20 protein-coding genes are annotated in these 23,492 nt (G+C 50.6%); 13 read left to right on the forward strand and 7 right to left on the reverse strand.

Features of this window, described 5'->3' with window-relative positions:
- Position 1 precedes the first annotated feature (1 nt).
- From cydB to J1836_RS18830, 9 genes are all read left to right on the forward strand, one after another.
- Entirely contained in the window at positions 2-1,147 is a 1,146-nt protein-coding gene (gene cydB / locus J1836_RS18790; protein ID WP_307792591.1) for a cytochrome d ubiquinol oxidase subunit II, read from the forward strand.
- A 12-nt stretch (positions 1,148-1,159) separates the two neighbouring features.
- The gene (gene cydX / locus J1836_RS18795; protein WP_093066620.1) at positions 1,160-1,270 is read left to right on the forward strand and encodes a cytochrome bd-I oxidase subunit CydX; all 111 of its coding nucleotides are present in this window, start codon (positions 1,160-1,162) and stop codon (positions 1,268-1,270) included.
- Between the two features lie 70 nt (positions 1,271-1,340).
- The gene (cydD, locus tag J1836_RS18800; RefSeq protein WP_207252632.1) at positions 1,341-3,104 is read left to right on the forward strand and encodes a thiol reductant ABC exporter subunit CydD; all 1,764 of its coding nucleotides are present in this window, start codon (positions 1,341-1,343) and stop codon (positions 3,102-3,104) included.
- Complete coding sequence (cydC, locus tag J1836_RS18805; protein ID WP_207252633.1) at positions 3,101-4,750, forward strand: thiol reductant ABC exporter subunit CydC; 1,650 nt, start codon at positions 3,101-3,103, stop codon at positions 4,748-4,750. Before cydD ends, cydC begins: the two co-directional genes overlap by 4 nt.
- A gap of 50 nt (positions 4,751-4,800) precedes the next feature.
- Entirely contained in the window at positions 4,801-5,661 is an 861-nt protein-coding gene (locus tag J1836_RS18810; RefSeq protein WP_207252634.1) for a D-hexose-6-phosphate mutarotase, read from the forward strand.
- A 131-nt stretch (positions 5,662-5,792) separates the two neighbouring features.
- On the forward strand, positions 5,793-7,466 hold the full coding sequence (locus J1836_RS18815; RefSeq protein ID WP_207252635.1) for a thiamine pyrophosphate-binding protein: 1,674 nt from the start codon (positions 5,793-5,795) through the stop codon (positions 7,464-7,466).
- Positions 7,467-7,541: 75 nt separating this feature from the next.
- Positions 7,542-8,588 (forward strand): AAA family ATPase, encoded by a 1,047-nt coding sequence (locus J1836_RS18820; protein WP_207252636.1) that lies wholly within the window; start codon positions 7,542-7,544, stop codon positions 8,586-8,588.
- Positions 8,589-8,590: 2 nt separating this feature from the next.
- Positions 8,591-9,103, forward strand: a complete 513-nt coding sequence (locus J1836_RS18825) for a hypothetical protein (RefSeq protein ID WP_207252637.1) — start codon at positions 8,591-8,593, stop codon at positions 9,101-9,103.
- A 20-nt stretch (positions 9,104-9,123) separates the two neighbouring features.
- On the forward strand, positions 9,124-10,623 hold the full coding sequence (locus J1836_RS18830) for a hypothetical protein (protein ID WP_207252638.1): 1,500 nt from the start codon (positions 9,124-9,126) through the stop codon (positions 10,621-10,623).
- Here the strand turns inward: J1836_RS18830 and J1836_RS18835 are convergent.
- From J1836_RS18835 to J1836_RS18850, 4 genes are all read right to left on the reverse strand, one after another.
- Complete coding sequence (locus tag J1836_RS18835; RefSeq protein ID WP_207252640.1) at positions 10,613-11,137, reverse strand: hypothetical protein; 525 nt, start codon at positions 11,135-11,137, stop codon at positions 10,613-10,615. The two genes, J1836_RS18830 and J1836_RS18835, sit on opposite strands and share 11 nt — an antisense overlap.
- A 44-nt stretch (positions 11,138-11,181) precedes the next feature.
- The gene (locus J1836_RS18840) at positions 11,182-11,907 is read right to left on the reverse strand and encodes a sulfotransferase family protein (RefSeq protein ID WP_207252642.1); all 726 of its coding nucleotides are present in this window, start codon (positions 11,905-11,907) and stop codon (positions 11,182-11,184) included.
- A gap of 249 nt (positions 11,908-12,156) precedes the next feature.
- A complete protein-coding gene (locus J1836_RS18845) occupies positions 12,157-13,026 on the reverse strand; it encodes a hypothetical protein (protein ID WP_207252643.1) in 870 nt (289 codons plus the stop codon).
- 8 nt (positions 13,027-13,034) lie between these two features.
- On the reverse strand, positions 13,035-13,766 hold the full coding sequence (locus J1836_RS18850; protein WP_207253219.1) for a YaaW family protein: 732 nt from the start codon (positions 13,764-13,766) through the stop codon (positions 13,035-13,037).
- A gap of 248 nt (positions 13,767-14,014) precedes the next feature.
- Between J1836_RS18850 and J1836_RS18855 the strand changes: the two genes are divergently transcribed.
- The 3 genes from J1836_RS18855 (at position 14,015) to J1836_RS18860 (ending at position 16,721) form a co-directional block, all read left to right on the forward strand.
- Positions 14,015-15,703, forward strand: a complete 1,689-nt coding sequence (locus J1836_RS18855; protein ID WP_207252644.1) for an AAA family ATPase — start codon at positions 14,015-14,017, stop codon at positions 15,701-15,703.
- 123 nt (positions 15,704-15,826) lie between these two features.
- A complete protein-coding gene (locus J1836_RS21860; protein WP_278189508.1) occupies positions 15,827-15,949 on the forward strand; it encodes a hypothetical protein in 123 nt (40 codons plus the stop codon).
- A gap of 76 nt (positions 15,950-16,025) precedes the next feature.
- On the forward strand, positions 16,026-16,721 hold the full coding sequence (locus J1836_RS18860; protein ID WP_207252646.1) for a Crp/Fnr family transcriptional regulator: 696 nt from the start codon (positions 16,026-16,028) through the stop codon (positions 16,719-16,721).
- Between the two features lie 14 nt (positions 16,722-16,735).
- Here the strand turns inward: J1836_RS18860 and J1836_RS18865 are convergent, their stop codons facing one another.
- Together J1836_RS18865 and J1836_RS18870 are read right to left on the reverse strand one after the other, a co-directional pair.
- The gene (locus tag J1836_RS18865; protein ID WP_207252647.1) at positions 16,736-20,380 is read right to left on the reverse strand and encodes a hydantoinase B/oxoprolinase family protein; all 3,645 of its coding nucleotides are present in this window, start codon (positions 20,378-20,380) and stop codon (positions 16,736-16,738) included.
- Positions 20,373-21,782, reverse strand: a complete 1,410-nt coding sequence (locus J1836_RS18870; RefSeq protein WP_207252648.1) for a C1 family peptidase — start codon at positions 21,780-21,782, stop codon at positions 20,373-20,375. Before J1836_RS18870 ends, J1836_RS18865 begins: the two co-directional genes overlap by 8 nt.
- Before the next feature lie 150 nt (positions 21,783-21,932).
- Here J1836_RS18870 and J1836_RS18875 point away from each other — a divergent pair, with 150 nt between their 5' ends.
- Positions 21,933-22,346 (forward strand): uracil-DNA glycosylase family protein, encoded by a 414-nt coding sequence (locus tag J1836_RS18875; protein ID WP_242632921.1) that lies wholly within the window; start codon positions 21,933-21,935, stop codon positions 22,344-22,346.
- Here J1836_RS18875 and bamB read toward each other — a convergent pair.
- Positions 22,323-23,486, reverse strand: coding sequence for an outer membrane protein assembly factor BamB (gene bamB / locus J1836_RS18880; RefSeq protein WP_207252650.1), 1,164 nt, complete (start codon positions 23,484-23,486; stop codon positions 22,323-22,325). The genes J1836_RS18875 and bamB overlap by 24 nt on opposite strands.
- Positions 23,487-23,492: the final 6 nt, after the last annotated feature.

Raw genomic sequence — 23,492 nt, forward strand, 5'->3', positions numbered from 1 at the left:
CATGATTTTTGATTACGAAACGTTTAAGTTGATCTGGTGGGCATTGGTCGGCGTGCTGTTTATTGGCTTTGCTTTGACCGATGGCTTCGATATGGGCGTGGGCGCGTTATTGCGCATCGTGGGTAAAACCGATGAGGAACGCCGCGTGGCAATCAATGCGATTGCACCGCATTGGGATGGCAATCAGGTATGGTTGATCTTGGCGGCGGGGGCGATTTTTGCGGCTTGGCCGATTACCTTTGGTGCGTCGTTTTCGACGTTTTATTGGGCGTTGGTATTGACGTTGTTTTCGCTGTTTTTCCGTCCGGTAGGGTTTGACTACCGTTCCAAGATTGCGGATATGCGCTGGCGCAATACGTGGGATTGGGGCTTGGTCATTGCGGGGGTTGTGCCGCCATTGGTCATCGGTGTGGCGTTTGGCAATTTGTTGCTGGGTGTGCCGTTTGCGTTTGATGAGTTCTTGCGGATTTCGACCTATGGTTCATTCTTTAAGCTGTTCCATCCGTTTGCGGTGCTGGTGGGTTTGGTGAGTTTGCTGATGTTTACTATGCAGGGCGCGACGTATTTGATGCTGCGTACCGATGAAGCGGTGTATGCGCGTTCACGCAAAGCAGCGCAATGGACGGCGGCTGGGGTGATTATCACCTTCGGGCTGGCGGGCATTTGGTTGTGGGCGGGGATTGATGGGTATGTGATTACCCAAGCACCACCGCATGATTCCTTACCGAATCCGATTGCGAAAACGGTTGTGCCAATGGCAGGCGCGTGGTTGACGAATTACAGCACCTATCCGCTGGCGATTATGGCTCCGATTGCGGGGTTCCTTGGCGCGTTTGGCGTGTTGGTTTTGGCGGGTGGTAAAGGTCGTCCAGTATTGAGCTTTATTCACAGCTCTTTGTGCTTGATTGGGGTGATTATGACGGCTGGCGTTTCCCTGTTCCCGTTTGTGATGCCTTCTAGCTTGAACCCGAACCACAGTTTGACGATTTGGGATTCGGCTTCCAGCCATTTGACACTGGCGATTATGTTCTGGGCGGCGATGATTTTTGTCCCGATTATTCTGTTCTACACCATTTGGTGCTACAAGCAGATGTGGGGCAAGATTACTGTTAAATTCATCCGTGAAAATGATCACTCAGTCTATTAAGGAGATTTTACCATGTGGTATTTTGCTTGGTTGCTCGGCGTATTGCTGGCGTGTTCCTTCGGTATCATCAACGTGATGTGGCTGGAGTTTCATGGCGGGTTGGATACGGATGATGAGAAGTAAGGTGTAAACTGCGTCTGAGTTGAAAAAAGGGAGTGTTTTGGCACTCCCTTTGCTTATGGGGAATCCCGCTTTGAGTAATGAAAATAAATCGAAACCACACAAACCTGATCCGGCGATTACTGCCGCGCTCAAAGGCTGGAAAACCCATTCCGGTTTCTGGCTAAAAGCCGCTGTTGCGATTGGTTTGACTTCCGGTTTGCTGCTGATTGCGCAGGCGTGGTTGCTGGCAAATATCGTCAATGCCGTAGTATTTGCCAAAGCCGCTTTGGCGGATGTGATGCCCAGTCTGTGGGGCTTGCTGGCACTGTTTCTGCTGCGGGCAGGTTTGGCGTGGGCATCCGAACAAGCCGCGTTTCATGCTGCCGTGCAGGTCAAGCTCGCCATTCGCGCCCAGCTTTACCAAAAAGTGCAGCAACTCGGCCCCGCATGGCTGACGGGTGAGCGCAGTGGCGATTTGCTCAATACCCTCAGCGATGGGGTGGAGGCACTCGAAGCCTATTACGCCCGCTACATTCCCGCGATGTCGCTGATGGCACTCGTGCCGTTGGCGATATTGGTGTTCGTGCTCGCTAATGATTGGCTTTCGGCAGTGGTGATGCTAGTGACAGCCCCGCTGATTCCGGCGTTCATGATCCTGATCGGCAAAGGCACGGAAAAGCGTAACCAGCAGCAATGGCAACAACTGGCGCGGATGAGTGCGCATTTTCTCGACGTGATTCAAGGTTTAACTACCCTGAAACTGTTCAATGCCAGCCGCCGCGAAGCGCAAGTGGTGGCGCAAATTTCCGACCAATACCGCCAAAGTACCATGTCGGTATTGCGGGTCGCGTTCCTGTCTTCGTTTGTGCTGGAATTTTTTGGCACGGTTAGCATTGCCATTATTGCGGTGTTGATCGGCTTCCGCCTGTTCTGGGGCGAACTGGATTTTCTGTACGGCTTCTTTGTACTGCTGCTTGCGCCCGAATTCTACCTGCCGCTACGGAATATGGGGACGCAGTATCATGCGCGGATGGCGGCGATAGGGGCGGCGGAGAAGATGGTGGGGATATTGGAAGAGAAGGGAGGGGAGGAGGGAGAGGTAATGTGTGTGCCGGAGTTGCGTACTCATTCCCTTGTTCTGCAAAATCTTTCCTTCACCTACCCCGACGCTAGAACCGCCCTAACCAACTTTTCGCTGGACATCCACCCCAACGAAACCTTAGCTATCGTCGGCGCAAGTGGCGCAGGCAAAACTACGCTAATCAATCTGCTAATGGGTTTCCTGCAACCCCAAAGCGGACAAATTCTCATCGGTGATACCCCGCTAACCGCCATTGCCCCCGACGCATGGCGCAAGCAATTGGCATGGCTACCGCAAAAGCCGCAATTGTTCCCCGGCACGGTTGCCGACAATATCCGCCTCGGCAACCCCAGTGCGACGCTGGAACAAGTGCAAGCCGCTGCTGAACAAGCCTACGCCGCCGAATTCATCGTCAAATTACCGCAAGGTTACGACACGTTGATTGGCGAAGCGGGGCAGGGGCTTTCCGGTGGGCAAGTGCAACGTATTGCATTGGCACGGGCGTTCCTCAAGGATGCGCCGTTGGTGATCCTCGACGAAGCCACCGCCAACCTTGATCGTGCCAGCGAAACCTTGGTGCAAGCCGGAGTCGAACGTTTGGCGCAAGGGCGCACGCTGGTGATGATTGCGCATCGTCTACGCACCGTGCAAACCGCTGACCGGATTGTGGTGCTGGATCAGGGGACGGTGAGCGCTATCGGAGCGCACGCCGAATTGCTGGTCAGTTCCCCGCTCTACCAGCAAATGCAAGCGGCTTACGGGGGTGAAGCATGAACGATTTACTGCGATTATTGCGCTTGTTCAAGCCGTATTGGGGCTGGGCAGCGTTGGGCATGGGCTTGTCATTCATCACCTTGCTGGCCAATGTGGGGCTGATGGCGGTGTCGGGCTGGTTCATTACCGCGATGGCAATGGCGGGTGTCGCGGGGGTGTCGATGAATTATTTCACCCCGGCGGCGTTGATTCGGCTGGCGGCAATTGTGCGCACGGCGGGGCGTTATGGTGAACGCTTGGTCACGCACGAAGCTACGTTTCGGATGTTGGCGGAATTGCGGGTGTGGTTTTATGAGCGTATCGAGCCGCTGGCTCCGGCGGTGTTGGAACAATATCGCAGCGGCGACGTGTTGAGCCGCATCCGCGCTGACATTGATACGCTGAATAATGTGTACTTGCGCCTGCTAGTGCCGGTGGTAGTGGCAGGGTTGGCGACGCTGGTATTCGTGGTGGCATTGCTGTTTTATCACCCGTTGTTGGCGTTGCTGGAGTTGAGCTTGTTGTTGGTGGCAGGCATGCTGATTCCCTGGTTGATGAACCGTTTGGGGCATGACGCAGGACAGCAATCGGTGGAAACTGCCGCGCAATTGCGCTCGGCTTTGGTGAATGATTTGCAGGGCATGGGCGAATTGCTGGTGTATGGTGCGGCGGATGCTCATGCCGCGCACGTTCAACAGTTGTCGCAAACCTTGGCGGCACAACAGCAAACCCTAAGCCGCTTGAATGGCGTGGCGCAAGGCGCGTTGGGGTTGTGTGCGAATCTGGCGATGTGGGGCATGTTGGTGCTGGCGATTCCGTTGGTGCGTGATCATGCGATAGCCCCGCCGGAATTGGCGATGTTGGCATTGTTCGCGCTGGCAAGTTTTGAAGCGGTGTTGCCCTTGCCGCTGGCGTTCCAGTCCTTGGGAGAAACCTTGGCGGCGGCGCGGCGTATTTTTAGCCTTGCGGATCAGGCGGCGGCGGTGAGTGAGCCAGCGCATCCGTTGCCTGTGCCGGAGCGTTTGGATTTTGCATTGCGGGAAGTGGGGTTTCGCTATCAGTTGCAGGGCGATGCGGTATTGGAGGGGTTGACGCTGGATTTCCCGCAAGGTCACAAGCTCGCTATTGTCGGCGTAACGGGCGCGGGCAAAAGTACCCTGACCAGTTTGCTGCTACGTTTCCGCGAACCGAGCAGTGGTGAATTGCTATTGGGTGGTCAAACTATTGCTCAATACAGTGGTGAAACTTTGCGTCAGCACATCGCGGTTGTGCCGCAGCAAACGCATTTGTTTAATACCACCTTGCGCGAAAACCTGTTGCTGGCAAAACGTGATGCGACGGATGCGGAGCTGGAGGCGGTGTGCCGCACTGCGCTGATCCACGACTTCATTACGCAACAGCCGGAAGGCTATGCAACGTGGGTGGGCGAAACTGGGGTGCGTTTGTCCGGCGGGCAAGCCAAGCGCGTGGCGATTGCGCGTGCCTTGCTGAAACCCGCGCGGCTGTTGATTCTCGATGAACCTACCGAAGGGCTAGACCCAGAAACCGCAACACAAGTGATGGCGAATATCCTCGCACATGTGGAACATAATGGGCAAAGTTTGTTGCTGATTACCCACCGATCGCATGGCTTGGAAGCGATGGATCAGGTGCTGCATCTGCCTTGAGGGATGCGGTATGATGGCGGCGATTTTTAACCATAAACAGGAAATGCACCATGACAATCACTCGTGTAGCAGGCAACGGCGGCTTGCCAATGATCAACGTTAGCAACGACCATGCCGATGCCGTGATTTCGGTTTACGCAGGGCAAGTCTTGTCTTTCACCCCCAAAGGCGCGGCGGATGTGCTGTTTGTCAGCGACAAAGCCTATTACGCCGAAGGCAAGGCAATCAAAGGCGGCGTACCGATTTGCTGGCCTTGGTTTGGCGCAGACCCCGAAGGCAAAGGCCGCCCCGCGCACGGTTTCATGCGCAACCGCATGTGGAGCGAGTGGGAAACCCGCGACAATGCCGATGGTTCAACCACGGTAATTTTGGGCGTGGAATCCTCCCCCGAAACCTTGGCTATCTGGCCTAATGCCTTCCGTTTGGCGATGGAAATTACCGTTGGCAAAACCTTGCAGCTAGCACTGGTGACGCGTAATACCGGTGATGCAGCGTTCACTATTACCCAAGCCTTGCACACCTATTTTGCGGTGGGCGATATTGCGCAAACCACCGTGACAGGCTTGGAAGGCACGCAATACCTCGATAAAGCGGCAGATGGCAATGGCGCAACCAAGCAGCAAGACGGTGCCATCAGCATTGCGAGCGAAGTTGACCGCATTTACCTTGGCGTTCCGGCGGAACAAGCGATTGTCGATGGCGCGTTGAATCGCACGATTCGCATTACGTCCAGCGGTAATAAAACGGCAGTGGTGTGGAATCCGTGGGCAAAAATCGCGGCAGGTATGGCGGATTTGCAGGACGATGATTACACCCGTTTCGTGTGCGTGGAAACGACTAACGCGGCGGATGATGTGGTCAGTGTTGCAGCAGGCAGCGAATTTCGCTTGACCGCAGAGTACAGTGTGTAGCTTAGGTTTTCAGCATTGCCCGTGTGATTGCGCACGGGCAATGTGCGATTCGCACAAAATCAGTGCCACCCCCCGCCTTTTTTGGGTTATCGTTTGCCAACTGTAAATTCAACCGGCATAGGTAGCTTTTCATGCAAATTCAGGTCAGTCAACTCATCGTTAAATTCCTGCAACAGTTGGGGGTGGAAACGATTTTCGGAATGCCCGGTGCGCACATTTTGCCGGTGTATGACGACCTCTACGATTCCGGTATCCAGACCGTATTGGTCAAACACGAGCAAGGCGCGGCCTTTATGGCGGGCGGTTATGCGCGGGTTAGTGGGCGCATTGGTGCGTGCATTACCACCGCAGGCCCCGGCGCAAGCAACCTGATTACTGGTATTGCCAATGCCTACGCCGACAAATTGCCGATGCTGGTGATTACCGGCGAAGCGCCCACCCACATTTTCGGGCGCGGCGGTTTGCAGGAAAGTTCGGGGGAGGGCGGTAGCATCAACCAGACGGCGTTATTTTCCGGCGTGACCCGTTATCACAAGCTGATTGAACGTACCGATTACCTCGTGAATGTGCTGAATCAGGCAGCACGCCACTTGAGGGCGGATGTGCCCGGCCCCGTGGTATTGAGTATTCCGGTGAATGTGCAAAAAGAGTTGGTGGATGTGGCAATCCTCAGCAAATTACCATGCCTGAACCCGTTGCCCAAATTGAAAATTACCCCGCAAATGTTGGAGCAATGCGGCGAGATGATCCGCGCCGCCGAACGCCCGGTGGTATTGGCGGGTTATGGCTGTATTCAATCCGCGCAAGCTCACGAGATATTGTGCGAATTGAGTGACCGTTTGAATATGCCAGTGGCCTCCAGTTTAAAAGGCAAGGGCGCTATTGATGAACGTCTGGATTTATCGCTGGGCAGTTTGGGGGTAACGTCGGGCGGTTATGCCCTGCATTATCTGTTGCACGAAGCTGATCTGATTATTATGCTCGGTGCTGGTTTCAATGAACGTACCAGTTATGTGTGGAAAACTGACCTGTTAGAGGGCAAAAAGATTATTCAGGTTGACCGTAATGTAGCGCAACTCGAAAAGGTATTTAAAGCCGATTTAGCGATTCAATCTGATCTTGGGGATTTTTTGGAGTCGATTAATAACTATTGTGTGCAGAAATGGGTTGAACCTAAAGTTTGCCAAGATTTGACACTCTACAAGCGCAGCATCGACCGCCAACTCGAAAAAGACAATGCGGTGATCTTCGGTGAAAAATTCAATTTGGTAAAACGGTTTTTTACCTTGCTGGAACAACAGTTCGACGATGGCATTGTGTTGGTGGATGATAATATTATTTTCTCGCAGAACTTTTATCGGGTTACCAGTCACGACCATTTTGTGCCGAATACCGGGGTTTCATCGTTGGGTCATGCGATACCGGCGGCGATTGGTTCACGTTTTGTCGTGGATAAACCAACCTTTGCTATACTGGGAGATGGTGGTTTCCAAATGTGCTGCATGGAAATCATGACGGCAGTGAATTACAACATTCCGCTGAATATTGTGTTGTTCAACAACCAGACCTTGGGGTTGATCCGCAAAAACCAGCATCAGCAATATCAGGAACGCTTTTTGGATTGTGATTTCAAAAACCCGGATTATGCGTTGCTGGCACAATCGTTTGGTATTACGCATTTTAAGATTGCGTCGCTTGAGGATTGTCGGCAAGTGTTTGATCAAGCGGATTTTTATCATGGCATTAACCTGATCGAACTGATGATTGATCGGGATGCTTACCCTAATTATTCTTCACGGCGTTGAGATGTCCATGCAGAGTGAGGGGTATGCTATGATAACCAATAAGTTTGTGATCCATCTGGATTGATAGGAGAAGCCATGCTGGAACGCTTAAGTGTTGAAAATTTTACTGTTTTTTCCAAAGCCAGCTTTGAGTTCGCAGCGGGTCTGAACGTCATCGTCGGCGAAAATGGCACGGGTAAAACGCATGTGTTGAAGCTGGCGTATGCCGTAATTGCTGAGAATCGCTCACAAGCTAATAAACAGAAAAGTGTGGTGGATGTTGCTGCTGAAATACAATCAAGAGCAAATGATTATGTTATTAAAATAGTAGATGTCTTCAAAGCTGAATCAATAGATAATTTCATAAAAAACAAAGCTTATGGTGCTAATGAAGTGGGTTTTCAGTTTGAGTTAAGTGGTAATAACCCTTCGTTTTTATTCAATTCAAAATACAGTGCTAATGGTTTGGAAACTAAATTCCCTAAGCCCTTAAAAGGTCATCAATCAGCTAAAGCTGTTTTTTTACCGGCTCGTGAGTTACTAACGATCTATCCGGGTTTTGTTTCTTTGTATGAAGGGCGTTATCTTGAGTTTGACGAAACCTACCGCGACACTTGTTTGTTATTGGGAGAACCACTTTTAAAAAAACCAATGACCGACTTGTTGCTTGTTTTAGAAGAGGCAATGGGTGGTAAGGTTTTGCTGGAGAGAGGGCGTTTTTACCTTGTTTGTGATTTTGGAAAAGTAGAAATGCCAATGGTGGCAGAAGGTATTCGCAAGCTGGCGATGTTGGCACAACTGATTGCTGTGGGGGCATTACAAAAAGGTAGTTATTTGTTCTGGGATGAACCAGAAGCTAACTTAAATCCACGTCTGGTCAAAGTTGTTGCGCGTGTGATTCTGCAATTGGCAAAGACAGGAATTCAAATATTTGTCGCTACTCACTCCCTATTTCTATTACGTGAATTTGAAGTGCTGCAAACCGCAGAGAAAAAGCCAGTGCCACAACGCTACTTTGCTTTGAAGCAGGGTGCTGACGGAGTTGAAGTTGAGCAGGGCAATGCCATTGATGACCTGAAAACCTTAGTATTGCTGGATGAAGAATTGCTGCAATCTGATCGTTATATGGCTTTGGAGTCGTAACGATGCCGCAAGTCATTACCGAAGATCGTTTGTGCTTCACTTTTCCTGATAATACTGTCGCTAGCAAATATGATGAATGGACATTTTATCGTAAACGTTTCAACAATGCGTTTTGTGGTACAAAAGCGGTTGATATTGTGCATGTGGATACCCATAAAACGGCATGGTTGATCGAAGTAAAAGATTATCGCACCAATCGCCGTACCAAGCCGTCTGATTTGGGGGATGAGATTGCTCTCAAAGTTCGGGATACGCTAGCAGGTCTGGCTACTGCTTGTTTTGGGGCAGAGGATGCTACTGAGAAAAGTACCGCCAAAAAGTTCTTGCAGGCTAAGCATCTGAAAGTGGTACTGCATCTGGAGCAACCGCAAAAAAACAGCCGATTATTTCCACAAGTCGTCAATCCTGCCGATCTTAAGTTGCGTCTGAAAATGTTATTGAAAGCAGTGGATGCTCACCCGCAGGTTGTGAACCGCAACACTCTTAAATCCACCATGAGTTGGTCGGTGGAATGAATCAGCAAAGCTTTAATACCATGCCTGATACCTTTGATTTCATCCTTAGTATCCCCGTCGCCGATCGCCCGCCGCATTTGCGTAACTGTCTGGAAAGTATTTACCATCAGCAAGTACGTTATAACTACGGTGGCAAACTCACTATTGTGGTTGCTGAAGATAGCCGCGAGCCGCAACATATTGAGGCGCATAAAGCCTTGGTGGCGGAATATTGCGGTAAAGGGCTGGCGGTTATTCATTTCGACTTGCCCGAACAATATCAGGTATTGCAAAGCATCCCCGCCGCGCAACGCGAAGCGTTGGGGAATTTGCTTACTACGCAACCTGCCGAGCGTTTTTACCGTAAAGGGCAGGCGGCTAACCGCAATCTCAGCTACCTGAAAATGTTGCAACTGACGCAGAATAAAGACCGCACTTTGTATTATTTGGTGGATAGCGACCAGTTGTTTTTGCCGGAACTGGATTACTTTCATCACATTAATCAGCTTTTCCAAACCCACGACATTACGATGTTGACGGGGAAATTAGTGGGTGATCCGCCGGTATCGCCTTCGGTGATGGCCGCTAATTTTCTGGATGATGTGAGCGCGTTTTTGCATGAAATTGCGGGTTATGATGCGCATGGGGCGTGTCAATTTCACCGGGATACGCCGTTGCCGGGGGATGCGGCGTATCATGATATGGCGAAAATGTTTGGCTTTGAGCAACAGGTGACGCATTTTGATTACCGTTGCCCTTTAGTGGGGGAACATGATCATGCGGCTTGTCTGGCGCATTTTAGCGAGCGTTTGGCGTCGTTTTTTTCCGGCGAACATTTGACGCGCAAGACGGCATTTCAAGCCGATACGGATGTGCTAAAACTGACACCTGCCCGCACGATTTATCCCGGTAATTACATCGTGAATTTCGATGGGTTGAAATACATTATTCCGTTTGGGCATTTACGGCTGCGCATGTCGGGGCCGACGGCGGGGCGGTTGATTCAGGCGGAAATTGGTGAACGTTTTGCGTCGGCGAATCTGCCGATGTTGCACAAACGTACCACCGATGAAGAAGACGGTTTTCGCCCCGGTGTCGAGCAAACGCAGGATGCGGCGATTGATATTTCGGACGAATTCGAGCGCCAGTTTTTCGGCGATTTGATGTTGTTTTCGGTGGTGGAATGGCTCAAGCACTACGATTTGGCGCAATTGACGGATGCAGAACGCTTGCAGCAGGTAGTGGATAAGGTGGAAGCCGAGATGCTGACGTTGTATCAGGCGAAACACGCCGCAGTGAACCAGCGTCGCCACGCGCTTGAGACTTGGCTTGCGTCACAACAGGCTTGGGCTGCAACAGCGGCTTGGCAGCAAATCACGCAATTTCTGCGAAATATCGAGCGGAATTTTGGTGAAGAAGCGACGGCATGGCAGCAAATACAATCTGCTGCTCACCGTGAAAGACGCAAGCAGCAGATTATCGTAGCGTTGACGCATTATCGCGGGGAGCGCGAGGTGTGGGATCAATTATTCACGCGTTAAGGGTGTCAATTTGTTGAACGAGTTCTCGATATTGGGTTTCGGTAATACCTAAACGCTTTAACCAATTACGGAAATATTGGGCAAGAATTGCTGAGTTTTGGTGGGAGTCTAAGTGATGAATCTCAAAATCTTTGCGGTTCTGTACCTTGTCGGCAATTAGCATGTCGTTCACTTCTTTAGACACGCTTAAATCAATGTGGTCATCTGCACTTTGAAAATGGTGTGACAGATAGGCATTGGCAACGTGTCGGTACTCCATTGCGACCAGCACAGTTGAGGGATTTAGTGCCCATTTGTTGAAGACTGAATTATGTTCAAGTGATTCACTGAGTGCCGTATCATCTTGGAGCATCGGATGAATGCAGAATGCCTCCTTAGCTCTGGTAGAACTACTAATCGCATCCAATATTTGTAACCCTTCGTTGATGTGAGCAATCAAAGGCACTTGAGAACGTTTGGCACACTGCGTGCCGTAGAATTCCGAAATCGCGAGATAGTGTTTGTTGTTACGCATATCGTTACCTAATGGCTTTATTAAATTAGGGCGTGAAAAGTCGATTAGCCATGTTGCTTGGCGTATTGCAGCAATAAAGCACGGCTGCTTTGATAAGCCTGTTCTGCCTGTTGTAATAACGCCGCATCCAGTTCCACATCATCCAGCGCTTCCTGAAAATTAGGTAATATTTTGCCGGTGTGAATGAGCGGTGAGGTATCCCCCGCACCGGCTACGCCTGTTTTGGCAAAGCTACCGTATTCACGCGATAACGGTTCAGCCACGCCTATCCATTGCTGTAACTGGCTTAATAAACCGTCGGTGTCAGTACAGACTTTTTCGGTATCAAAATAGTAATAACGTTGTGGGTGTTGCTGGGCGAAGTCGCTAAGGGTTTGCAGCCGTTCAAGGTAATAGTTGGTTGCCCCAGTGGGTTGCGCATACAAATCATCGGTGGATTTTTGCCGAAATAACTTAATGATGCTTTTAATGGTTGGCTCAGGTTGGCGCAACGCAATAAAAATGACAGCATCTTGTAATGCGGGCAGGCTTAAATTCAGCCGATAATCGTTGTGCAGCAGTTTATCAAACTGATAGTGACTGTCGGGTTTTAAGCTATCGTGTTGGCTGTAATCCGCGATTTGCTGGGCTAAATCAGCGTCGCTGAGGTAGCTTTGGTGCATTTCGTAATAGCCATTGATATGTGGGTGTGAGCCGATAATATGCCCTAGCAAACTGCTGTAGGCTCGCATGTGGCTGAGTAGGAAGATTCGGGAATAGGGTTGATTCATGAGTTAGGTGTTCCAATCAAATTTTCGTGGGATTTACCTGATTTGCTTAATCCGGTAGTCCAGTGGATTAAGGGTTTCTGTCCGCTTAACTGACTGCGTTCGGCTTTGATTAAGCGGTTTTATAGCTCCAACATCGAGGTGACGGACGCGGCTGGGAGTAATCAAATCGGAGTCGTAGTCTGTCACTGCGTCCGTCGTCGAGAATCTTGTTAATATTTTTAGATTCAATGCTAATGTATTTAATTCTTGTTATTTAAGCTTTGGTATAACGGGCTGGTATAGTAATTCCGAATTTTCTTTTGAATTGAAAATTTCTGCCAAAGTATCACGTTTTTCATGAAAACATATTGCAACTGGCTCAGAGCTTCCGCTGATAGCTTTTTTTACTTGATCGTTTGACCATTTCCGAAAAACCTCTAAGCTATTATCATACTTAATTTTTCCTTCCTTTATTAAATGATTAGCTAGTTGGAACTTTCCATATCTATCACATAGTTGTGCTTCTATATATAGAGCTTTTGGCAATAAGTTAAACATTAATGTAACAAAGTCTAGCATATGTGATAAATGCTTATTAGTTAAGTTGTGGGAATAACCAATTAGATTATCCATTAAAGACATAATCTCATTTCGTTTGATTGATAATGCTACTATAAGTTGATTTGATATTTCGGTTGTTTCATTGACTAACGCTTTATCTAAAAGCAGCGTTCTTGATGCTTCTACAATCCCAAAATATTCAGATAGCTTCCCCATAAAATAAATAATATTTTGCGAGTTAATATCCTGAGAAACCATGTCGATTTTTTCTTGAAGCTTATCAATTTTTCTAGATAAATATACAGTTTGTATTATTATTGCTCCAAGTATGATGCTTGTACTCAAACCAATAGCAGCCAATTGAGTTGCATGAGCTGTCTGAGTTAACTTTATTAAATCTGTTACTTTTTCTGGGTCAAAATCTAAATTCTTTAATGGCATATGCTGAAGTATGCCTTTTTTCCCAGAGCCTTCCGCCCAATACGCTACACCATCACGTATTGTAACAGTTCCATTCTTTAAACCATTTATTACTTCAGGAATTACTTTTCCCCAATCGAAAGTAAAAACTGTATCCATTTATCACCTCAAAAATAATCTTTTTCTAACATTTGTTGTCTAATTGCTGAAATTTGAATCACACATGGCAAAGTTACTCTGAAAGCTGGACCTGATATTGCTGGAATAGTCAATAATCCAACAATAGCCCACCCTATTGGTCCAGTAAATATTCCCAGTAAGCGAGTAGCTCCAATCTCTGCCGCAGTAGAAAAACTTGTACCTATAAGTGCCTGAGCAACCGCTCTAGCAAGTAGTAACGATATTTCTCGTGATATTATCCCTGACGATATTGATGCAAGTATGGAAGCGAGAAGTGCTCCACCCGTAAGTGTTGGATCAATCCCTAATCTATTCTTGATGTCATCTTTTTCTTGTTGAGACATTTCAGACCATGCTTTTTCAAAAAGTTTAGATAATAAATTCTGTTCTATATTTATGGTTGTCTGTGAATCATTAAGCTCAACATTTATTTTTTTACAAACATCTATTAGTATCTCTCTGTAAAGAATACCTGAGCCTCTAAATAGGTTTACAAATGTGTCTCCTCCAAAGTATTGGAGTTCTGCGGCTATTTCTTTCCATGCTTGTTTAAAATCGCCATTGGATTTTTTAAAATTTTCGTTGTCTAGTAATTCTTCAGTTAAGCGAATATTTCCATTTTCATCTTTAGTCAGATATGCCACAAGGAATTTAAGCATTTCATTATCAGCATATCTAAGTATTTCAAGATCCTTATCTTCTCTATATTTATTTGCCATATTTATCTCTATTTTTCAGTATATGATCTTTTATTAACCCTAACAGGATATTAAGCTATCTATGCTACGTAGCAACTAGTTGTCATCATGGTACATTTCCCCATTTGCTAATCAATTGCACAGGATTATACAGCCGACGAACGGTATGCGCATTATTTTTTATGGGCATCGTCTTCGTTGGTGGCAACGCCGCCCGACTCACTGCAATATGCTATCATCTGCCACATCACCACCGTGCAGGACGTGCCATGAAAATCCCCTACGGCTTGAGCAATTTCAAGAAAGTCATCACCGAAGGCTTTGTCTATGTCGATAAAACCGCCTACATCGCCGCGTTAGAAACCGATGGGCAGTACCACTTTCTGTTGCGCCCGCGCCGTTTCGGTAAAAGCCTGTTCATCTCGGCACTGGAGTATTACTACGACGTAAAACACCAAGCGGATTTCGCCGCGATTTTTTCCCAACTCCACATCGGGCAACACCCCACCCCGACGCGCAGCAGCTATCAGGTGCTGTTCATGGAGTTCAGCGGGATTGCCACGGATAGCGCGGAATCGGTCGAGCGTTCGTTTACGCATAAAGTCGATGTGGCTTTGAAAAGTACGCTGGAACGCTACGCTTACCCAGCCGCAGCTATCGCCAGCGTTGATAAAAGCTATTCTTCCTACGAAAAAATGGAAGCCTTTTTCAGTGCGACCCGTGGGCAAAAAATATTCCTGTTGATCGACGAATACGATCATTTCGCCAATTCGATGCTGGCGGATGACCCGAAGCTGTTTCAAAGCGTGATGGGGAAGGGCGGTTTCGTGCGCAGTTTTTACGAAACTATCAAGGCAGCCACTCAGCGCGGCACAGTAGACCGTTTGTTCATCACAGGTGTTACCCCGTTGATGCTCGACAGCATGACCAGCGGGTTCAATATCGCCAGAAACCTGTCGCTGCACCGGGATTTCAACGCTGCAATGGGCTTCACTCAAACAGAAGTCGCGGCTTTGATTCAGCCATTGATTGAAACCTGCCAGTTGGATACCAACGTTTTGTTGGATGACATGGCACACTGGTACAACGGCTACCGTTTTCACCCCAAAGCAACCGAAACGGTATACAACGCCAATATGGTGCTGTATTTCCTTGATAATTTCCGCTTGGAAGAATGCGCTTACCCTGAACAAATGCTGGACGAGAATATCGCCTCCGATTACCGCAAAATCATGGCATTGTTTGGCATCGGCGATCGTGAAGCTAACTACCAAGTGCTGGATGAGTTGGTCACGACTGGCACGGTAAAAGCCCAACAGCAACGCAAGTTTGAGCTGGATAAAAACTTCAGCCGTGACGATTTCATCAGCCTGCTGGCTTACATGGGGTTTGTGACCATTAGCGGCAGCACCCTGACGCAGACGGTGTTTGCCATTCCCAACCATGTGATCCGCGAACTCTATTTCCACTACTTCAAGGTAGAACTGGAACGCCGCAACCAAATCAGCATTCCCAACCAATCCTTGACGCAAGCCATTGAACTGTTGGCATTGCAAGACGACATCCAGCCATTGCTGAATGAAATGCAGCGCGTACTACAAGTGCTTTCCAACCGCGATTTCATGAAGATGGATGAAAAGCACATTAAAACCTTGCTGCTGACGCTGCTCTACCATTCTCCGGTGTATTTCATCCAGAGCGAGCGCGAAATGAATCACCGTTACCCTGACATCCTGCTGTTGGAACGCAGCCCGTATGCCGTGCCACACCAGCATCTGATCGAACTGAAATACGCCAAAAAATCTGAGGGTGTAAAAGGCTGGGAAGCCAAGCGGGAAGAGGGTATCACGCAAGTGCAAGGCTATTTGTCTGTGCCCGAAATCGCCGCATTGCCCAAACTCAGCGCGTGGGTGGTGCTGACGGATAGCGAGCAACTTGACGTGGTGAAAGTACAATAAAGCCATTCGTTTTTATGCTATGATAAAAACCTCTATTTCAGTGGAATCCAGTAATTATTACGTACAACGGGCAACGCCGTTTGCCCTAACGACCACCCATTAATTACCTCGGAGTACAAGATCATGAGTAAAGAACAAAAAAGTAATAAAGAAACCAAAAAGCAGCCTGTTATGACCGCCAAAGAGAGAAAAGTGGCGAAGCAGGTCAAAAAAGAGACCAAAGGTTTGCTAACACCGAATATGTAGCATTACCTTGATAAAGCGCAATGCTTCTGTATCAGCTATCTCTAATACTGGAGGCTGATACAGAAAGGATTGAATCATGGAATCACCGCACAGCAATGGGGCGCTCAAATCATGCCCCATTCACGAATTCCCTGCTTTTGCCGCGTTGGGTGAAAAACTCACCTCTGCCTTGAAAGCAGTGGAAAGCGATACCGTCGAATACACGGCGGCCGACACCATCTACACGGCTGGTGTAAACGCGCAACACATTTATTTATTGCGTGAAGGTCACGTTAAGCTCTTCAAAACGACACCCGCAGGCAAAGATCAGATCATCCGCATCGTTAAAGCGGGCGAGATTTTCGGCTTCGATGGGCTAGTCGACATCCGCTATAATCACAGTGCCTTGCCGTTGAAACAAGCATCCGTCTGCCGCATTGCGGTCGAAAAACTGGCTGCCTTGGGTGAACGTCGCCCCGAAGTCGAACGGCTCATCATGGTACGTTGCATCAAAGAATTGCAACACGCCGATGAACGTTTGTTGGAACTCGGCGCAAAACGGTCAGGCGAACGCCTCGCCTCGTTTTTACTCGCATGGTGTTGTGACGCACAGACGTGGACACCGTTGGTGCTTTCCCGCCTTGAAATCGCGCAATTGTTAGGGCTAACCATCGAAACGGTTAGCCGTTTGTTTGCGCAATGGAAACGCGACGGCTTGGTACAAGAAAAGCGCCAAGCCATCCAAATCATGGATCGCAAGCAGATGGTCACGGTAGCGGGTAGCCACTGTTAACGTTGGGGGTGGCGTTACGCGCCATAGCCTCCGCCGCCCGGCGTAGCGACCGTTAGCACATCACCCGCCTTTACTTCCACTTGCGCGACGCCTGCCAGCGTTTCCAGATAGCCATCGGCTCGCAACACGCGATTCACCCCGCATTGCCCATTGCGCCCACCCGCCATGCCATACGGCGCAACCTTGCGATGCCCTGACACAAGGCTGACCGTCATCGGTTCGAGGAAGCGGGTTTTGCGCACCACGCCATCACCGCCGCGCTGTTTGCCTTTGCCGCCGGAATGCGGGCGGATGTGGAATGCTTCCAGCCGTACCGGAAAGCGCGTTTCGAGGATTTCGGGGTCGGTCAAACGCGAATTGGTCATGTGGGTATGTACCGCACTTGCGCCATTCGCCTGTGCCGTTGCTCCCGCGCCGCCGCACAGGGTTTCGTAATACTGGTGTTGCGCATTGCCCCACGTCACGTTGTTCATTGTGCCTTGCGCTGCGCCCATGATGCCGAGTGCGCCGAACAGCGCGTCTACCACGTACTGCGAGGTTTCCACATTGCCTGCCACCACGGCTGCCGGATATTGCGGGTTCAACATCGAGCCGGGTGGAATAATGATGTGCAAGGGCTTGAGGCAACCTTCGTTGAGCGGGATGTTGTCCGCTACCAAACAGCGGAACACGTACAGCACGGCAGCGCGAGTAATCGCGGTGGGCGCATTCAAATTACCCGCGTGTTGTGAGCTAGTTCCCGTGAAATCCAACGTGGCGGCACGTTGCGCCGTATCCACCGTAATCGTTACGCAAATCCGGCTACCATCGTCCATGTCATATTGGAAACTGCCATCTTTGAGGCTGCTAATCACACGGCGCACGGAAGCCTCCGCGTTGTCTTGGACGTGGCGCATATAGGCTTGCACCGTTGTCAGTCCCATTTGCGCAATCATGCGGGTGAGTTCGGTTTCGCCTCGCGTACAAGCGGCAAGTTGTGCTTTTAAATCGGCAATGTTGTAGTCGATATTCCGCGCAGGGTACACGCCTGATGCCAGTAACGCCCGCATTTCAGCTTCACGAAAACGCCCGCGTTCCACCAGTTTAACATTAGTGAGCAAGATGCCTTCTTCAGCAATCGTGCGGCTTTGTGGGGGAATCGAGCCGGGGGTAATGCCGCCTATATCCGCATGATGCCCCCGCGTGGCGACGTAGAAAATGATGCTATTGCCCGCATCGTCAAACACGGGTTTGACCACGGTAATGTCGGGTAAATGCGTGCCGCCGTGGTAGGGGTCGTTAAGCACATACACATCACCTGCCTGCATCTGCCCCGCGTTAGCATGGATCACCGCTTTGATACTTTCACTCATGCTGCCCAGATGCACGGGCATGTGCGGCGCATTCGCCACCAGATTGCCTTCGGGATCGAAGATGGCGCAGGAAAAGTCCAAGCGTTCCTTGATATTCACCGACACGGCGGTTTGTTCCAGCACAAAACCCATTTGCTCAGCGATGGACATGAACAGGTTATTGAAGATTTCTAGGCGGATGGGATCGGGGGAGGCTGCCGTCTCCTTACCCCCCATCCCCGACCCTTCCCCCGCAAGGGGTGAAGGGAGTGAAGATGAAGAGGGGAGTTGTTCCATCACCAAATTGCCCTGATCGGTCAGTTGGACTTTCCAATCCGGTTCAATGACCACTGTCCCGGTACTTTCCAGAATAACCGCAGGGCCGGTAATTGTTTGTCCAACAGCTAAACCATCCCGCTGATAAAACGGCGTATCCCACCATTCCCCGCGCATAAACACCGGATGCCGCGTTTCCCCCTCTTCGCTCCCTTCACCCCTTGCGGGGGAAGGGCTGGGGATGGGGGGAAGTCGGGCTGAAGCCCGACCTACAGCAATCCCCTCCACCTCAACACTAGCAACAACAACCCCTTTTTCCGCCGTCACAAACCCAAAGCGCTGCCGATGCACTCCCTCAAACGCCACCCGAATTCCCGCCGCATCTTCCCCAGCCCAAGCCAGCAGCAAGCTCGAATCCGATCCCGTATAACGACAATGCAAGCGTGTTTCATACCGCATGTGTGCCGTACTGACACCTTGGTTACGAATATGTGCCGCCGTTTCTGCGACCAGTTTTGCCTGTTGTTGCTGCAAACTTACCAGCAACGCATCATCCAACGCCACCTCCACACTGCGTGTCACAATATGGCGCACATCCGCCAACCCCATTCCATACGCCGACAGCACCCCCGCGAACGGATGCAAAAATACCTTGCGCATCCCCAACGCTTCCGCCACCAGACACGCATGTTGCCCACTCGCGCCGCCAAAGCAGCACAGCGCATACTCACTCACATCATAGCCGCGCTGCACCGAAATCTTTTTGATCGCATTCGCCATATTCTCGACGGCAACGCTGATAAAACCTTCGGCGACTTGTTCAGGGGTGAGGTTTCGGCTGCGCTCAGCTAACGCGGTGAATTTTTCCCGCACCACCTCCACATCCAACGGCTCATTCCCCTCACCCCCGAAAATGGCAGGGAAATAATCCGCCTGCAATTTCCCCAGCAAGACATTGCAATCAGTGATCGTTAGTTCACCGCCACGCCGATACGCCGCAGGCCCTGGATTCGCTCCGGCAGAATCAGGCCCCACCCGAAAACGTTGCCCATCAAAATGCAGGATTGAGCCACCACCCGCCGCCACGGTATGAATCAACATCATTGGCGCACGAATCCGCGCCCCAGCAATGTGGCTTTCCAGCGTGCGTTCGTATTCACCCGCAAAATGGCACACATCAGTTGACGTGCCACCCATATCAAAGCCAATCAACTTGTCGAAACCCGCTGCCAGCGCGGTTTGCACCATGCCGACCACGCCACCGGCGGGCCCTGACAGAATCGCATCCTTACCCGCAAAGTGATTCGCGTGCGTCAAACCGCCGTTGGATTGCATGAAAAACAGCTTGGTATTCGGCAGTTCCCGTGCCACTTGCTCGACATAACGGCGCAATACGGGCGAGAGATACGCATCCACCGCCGTGGTATCGCCGCGCCCGACGAATTTGATCAGTGGGCTAACCGCGTGGCTGGTAGAAATCTGGGTGAAACCCACTTCGCGGGCAATGTCTGCGACCAGCATTTCGTGTTGCGGGTAGCGATAAGCGTGCATGAACAAAATGGCTACCGAGCGCAAACCTTTAGCGTAAGCGGCTTGCAGGGCAGGGCGAATGTGATCTGCATCGGGCGCTTGCAAAATTTCACCATCCGCTGCAATACGTTCCTCCACTTCCAACACATCGCTGTACAGCATCTGCGGCAATTCGATGTCGAGCGCGAACAGATAGGGGCGTTGCTGGTAGCCAATCCGCAAGGCATCGCCGAAACCGTGCGTTGTCACCAGCAATACGGGTGCACCTTTGTGTTCCAGCAAGGCGTTGGTGGCGACGGTTGTACCCATACGTACCGTGTCGATGCATTCGGTGGGAAGCGCTTGCCCCGTCGCTATACCGAGCAGATCACGGATGCCTTGTAATGCCGCGTCGGGATAGCGTTCTGGGTTTTCCGACAGCAATTTGTGAGTGTGTAGCGTGCCGTCGGGGGCTTGCGCCACGATGTCCGTGAACGTGCCGCCTCGGTCGATCCAGAATTGCCAGCGTGCTTGTTTATTCATCCCAATTGTAACCGTTGTCGTTGCAGAGTTTTTCGCAGAGGGCTTCGAGTGCGGCGAGGAAGGCTTCTTCATCGTCTGGGGTGACTTCAAAGGTAGAAAAATCGACGTAAGTGCCGTTTTCGTCCTCGCTTTCTTCCCATTCGATGCTGTAGTCGTCATCGGTGGTGTGTTTGGAACACAACTTTTCGATTTTTGCCGCAACGGCTTCCGTATCGTCGGTATAAACGTAAAAACCGGTTAGTGTGACCGTGGCCGTTTCCGTATCATCTTCTTCAGTTTCGTCGTCTTCAGCTTCGGCGTCATCATAGCCTTCTACGCTGTAGTCGTAGTTTTCATCTTCTGCCCATTCGTTGCACAGCGCATCAAGTGCTTCCATAAACGCATCCGGCTCATCCAGTGATAGGTCGAAGTTGGTAATGCTGGCGTAAGTCATGCCGTCTTCTTCGCTTTCTTCGTAATCAAAATAGAACGAGTCTTCGTTTTCGTACTCTTCACACAAGGCTTCGAGGGACGTGGCAAAACCTTCTACGTCATCGGTGGCAACATAGAAATCAAATAACTGGATCGAACCTTCAGCGGCAAAGTAAGAGCTATCATCCTCGGATTCGAGGTCAGCACTGAAATCCAAATCTTCCACCGCTTTCACCACCCAAGTATCGTGCCCATTGAGTTCATCATGAATCACGTATTTGTAAGGGATGTAGCAGTAACCTTGGTCGCCCCACGCGTTTCCCCACGAATTGCGCACAATAAACATCTGATCTTTATCCAAATAACCGACGCACAGCATGGCGTGCCAGCCGTGTTCTTCGCGCACTTGTTCGGCTTTTTTCGGGATGGGCACGCGCCCACGGTTATCCGTGGCATCATCAAACGAGGTGAAGGTATTCAAGCAAAACGCGATAGGGTAGCCATCCGCCAAGGTGTGGCGATATAAATCCAGCTCGGTGGCGACGTATTCTGCCTCGGCAATTTTGAAACGGGCGGCGTGTTCGTAAGCGCTGCTATCGGGTTCGGTGGTAATCGCGTCTTCGTCGTTAGGCCATAAATCTTCATGGCACGCACCGTATTTTTTCAAACCTTCAATCGCAGCTTGCATACTCGTGCCTGCGTCTTCGTCCGCATCGCCTTCTTCGTACCGTGCATTGAAATAGATAAACAGGCGGCTGACATCGCCCGCTTCTTCGCCCAATTGGCGCTTGGCAAGGTATTCATACGCACCCGCGCAAGCATTCGCCACGCAGCTAGAGCCGACTTGTTCTTCGACTGCGGTTAGATACGGGCGTAAATCGACTTTGGGGGGCAACGGTTTTGCGGCGGAACGCCCGATTTTGCGCCGTGGTGCATCCGCAGGAACAGCGCCAACGCGACAGCCGCCAATTTTGTTATTACGTGATTGCATTATGAAGCACCGATTAATGTTATGAGGCATGAATGTGCTTGAATGTATGAGAGCAGCGTGGGGTGGTCAAGTAAAACCGAGGCTGTTTGTGTTTGCAGCAACACCTGCTTATGATCAGGTGCATTTGGAAAACGTTAGTCAGGGATGCCGATGAATACACCACCGCGTTTGATACCTGTTGATTTGCTGCAACATCAGCAGGCGTTACGCCAATGCACGCTGTGTCCGCAGATGATTCGCCCCGTCATTACAGGCGATCCCGTGTTATCGCCCGTCATGTCCATCGGGCAAGCGCCGGGGATTCACGAAGCCAAAGTCATGCGCCCGTTTGGTTGGACAGCCGGTAAAACCTTGTTCAAATGGTTTGAGGGTATTGGTTTGGATGAGGAGGCGTTTCGCCAACGGGTGTACATGTCTGCCGTCTGTCGATCGCTGCCGCATCCGTCTGGTTTATCAACGTGGCCTCGTACCGAACCGGGCAAAACTTTGTTGCAAGATGCACTGCAAGCGATGGCAGCGCATCCCGCATGGCAGCGTTTGTTAGAGACTGAACGCCGAGAGTAAGCCGTTTTTGCCCAAGGTATACACCGTGTTGCCGTCTTTGACGGGGGCAACAGTGTAACCGGCTTTGTCACCTTGTACGCGTGCGGCAATTTGCCCATTGCTGGTATTGACCCAATGCACATAGCCTTGGTAATCACCGATCACGAGGTATTGCCCCAGCAAGGTTGGGGCGGTGGGCTGACGGCGTTGTAGATCGTCCATTTTCCAGACAGGTGTGCCGCTGAGGGGGGCAAGTTTCCACAAATCCCCCGTATCGCTGCTGGTGTATAACCCGTTCGGATCAGCATCCACGCCGGTATAGCTAGAGTAGGGCGCTGCCCACGCCATTTCACCGTTACGCATATTGATGCCAGCAATACGCCCGTTGTAGCTGGTGGCAAACAGGGCTTCACCCAAGGCTTTCATTTCGCCATCCACGTCGGTCATGCGGTCAAGATCACTCTTGCCACGCGGTTCGGATAGGGTAATTTCCCACAGACCTTTACCGGATTGCATATCAAAAGCGGTGACGACCCCGCTGTCAAAGCCTGCAATCACCATGCCGCCAACCACTAGCGGGGTGCTTGCACCGCGTAAGGAGAGCGTGGGGTTTTTGCGTTCTTGCTGCCAGATGACTTGCCCACTTTGCAGCGCTAAGCCGTGCAAACCGCCGTTGCTGGTGCGGAAGACGACGATCCCGTTTTTGGGTGGGGAAACGGCTAAGACTTCGCTACCCAGCGGGGTTTTCCAGACGATTTTGCCGGTTTGGCGATCCAGTGCGAGGGCGTTGCCCTTGCCTGTGCCAAGAAAGACACCGCCTTCACCACTGCTGACACCGCCCGTGACATCGCCATCCAACGCGGTTTTCCAGAGAAGACTGCCGTTGACTTTGCTCCATGCACTGGCGGCGCTGCCTCCAGCAACCAAGACTGCACTGGCATCCACTTGTGGGTGAATGCGCACGTAGTCTTTGCCTGCGCCGCTGCCCGTGCTGACTTGCCAGAGAGTGCGTACCGTTGCGGTGGGCTTGAGGTCTTTCAAGGTTTTGGGCAGCGTAGCACTGTCGGTTTTAGTCGGCATGACGGCTGACGTCATTTGCGAGAAGGTGCTGCACCCCGTGAGGGCAACAGCAATCAGTACGGCGGCAGTGGTATTTTTCATGGCATC

The organism is Thiothrix fructosivorans, from assembly GCF_017349355.1.
Lineage (GTDB): Bacteria > Pseudomonadota > Gammaproteobacteria > Thiotrichales > Thiotrichaceae > Thiothrix > Thiothrix fructosivorans.

Coding starts and splice junctions, on each gene's coding strand:
- cydB (WP_307792591.1), top strand. CDS start 2: ATGATTTTTGATTACGAAACGTTTAAGTTGATCTGGTGGGCATTGGTC.
- cydX (WP_093066620.1), top strand. CDS start 1,160: ATGTGGTATTTTGCTTGGTTGCTCGGCGTATTGCTGGCGTGTTCCTTC.
- cydC (WP_207252633.1), top strand. CDS start 3,101: ATGAACGATTTACTGCGATTATTGCGCTTGTTCAAGCCGTATTGGGGC.
- J1836_RS18810 (WP_207252634.1), top strand. CDS start 4,801: ATGACAATCACTCGTGTAGCAGGCAACGGCGGCTTGCCAATGATCAAC.
- J1836_RS18815 (WP_207252635.1), top strand. CDS start 5,793: ATGCAAATTCAGGTCAGTCAACTCATCGTTAAATTCCTGCAACAGTTG.
- J1836_RS18820 (WP_207252636.1), top strand. CDS start 7,542: ATGCTGGAACGCTTAAGTGTTGAAAATTTTACTGTTTTTTCCAAAGCC.
- J1836_RS18825 (WP_207252637.1), top strand. CDS start 8,591: ATGCCGCAAGTCATTACCGAAGATCGTTTGTGCTTCACTTTTCCTGAT.
- J1836_RS18830 (WP_207252638.1), top strand. CDS start 9,124: ATGCCTGATACCTTTGATTTCATCCTTAGTATCCCCGTCGCCGATCGC.
- J1836_RS18835 (WP_207252640.1), bottom strand. CDS start 11,137: ATGCGTAACAACAAACACTATCTCGCGATTTCGGAATTCTACGGCACG.
- J1836_RS18840 (WP_207252642.1), bottom strand. CDS start 11,907: ATGAATCAACCCTATTCCCGAATCTTCCTACTCAGCCACATGCGAGCC.
- J1836_RS18845 (WP_207252643.1), bottom strand. CDS start 13,026: ATGGATACAGTTTTTACTTTCGATTGGGGAAAAGTAATTCCTGAAGTA.
- J1836_RS18850 (WP_207253219.1), bottom strand. CDS start 13,766: ATGGCAAATAAATATAGAGAAGATAAGGATCTTGAAATACTTAGATAT.
- J1836_RS18855 (WP_207252644.1), top strand. CDS start 14,015: ATGAAAATCCCCTACGGCTTGAGCAATTTCAAGAAAGTCATCACCGAA.
- J1836_RS21860 (WP_278189508.1), top strand. CDS start 15,827: ATGAGTAAAGAACAAAAAAGTAATAAAGAAACCAAAAAGCAGCCTGTT.
- J1836_RS18860 (WP_207252646.1), top strand. CDS start 16,026: ATGGAATCACCGCACAGCAATGGGGCGCTCAAATCATGCCCCATTCAC.
- J1836_RS18865 (WP_207252647.1), bottom strand. CDS start 20,380: ATGAATAAACAAGCACGCTGGCAATTCTGGATCGACCGAGGCGGCACG.
- J1836_RS18870 (WP_207252648.1), bottom strand. CDS start 21,782: ATGCAATCACGTAATAACAAAATTGGCGGCTGTCGCGTTGGCGCTGTT.
- J1836_RS18875 (WP_242632921.1), top strand. CDS start 21,933: ATGAATACACCACCGCGTTTGATACCTGTTGATTTGCTGCAACATCAG.
- bamB (WP_207252650.1), bottom strand. CDS start 23,486: ATGAAAAATACCACTGCCGCCGTACTGATTGCTGTTGCCCTCACGGGG.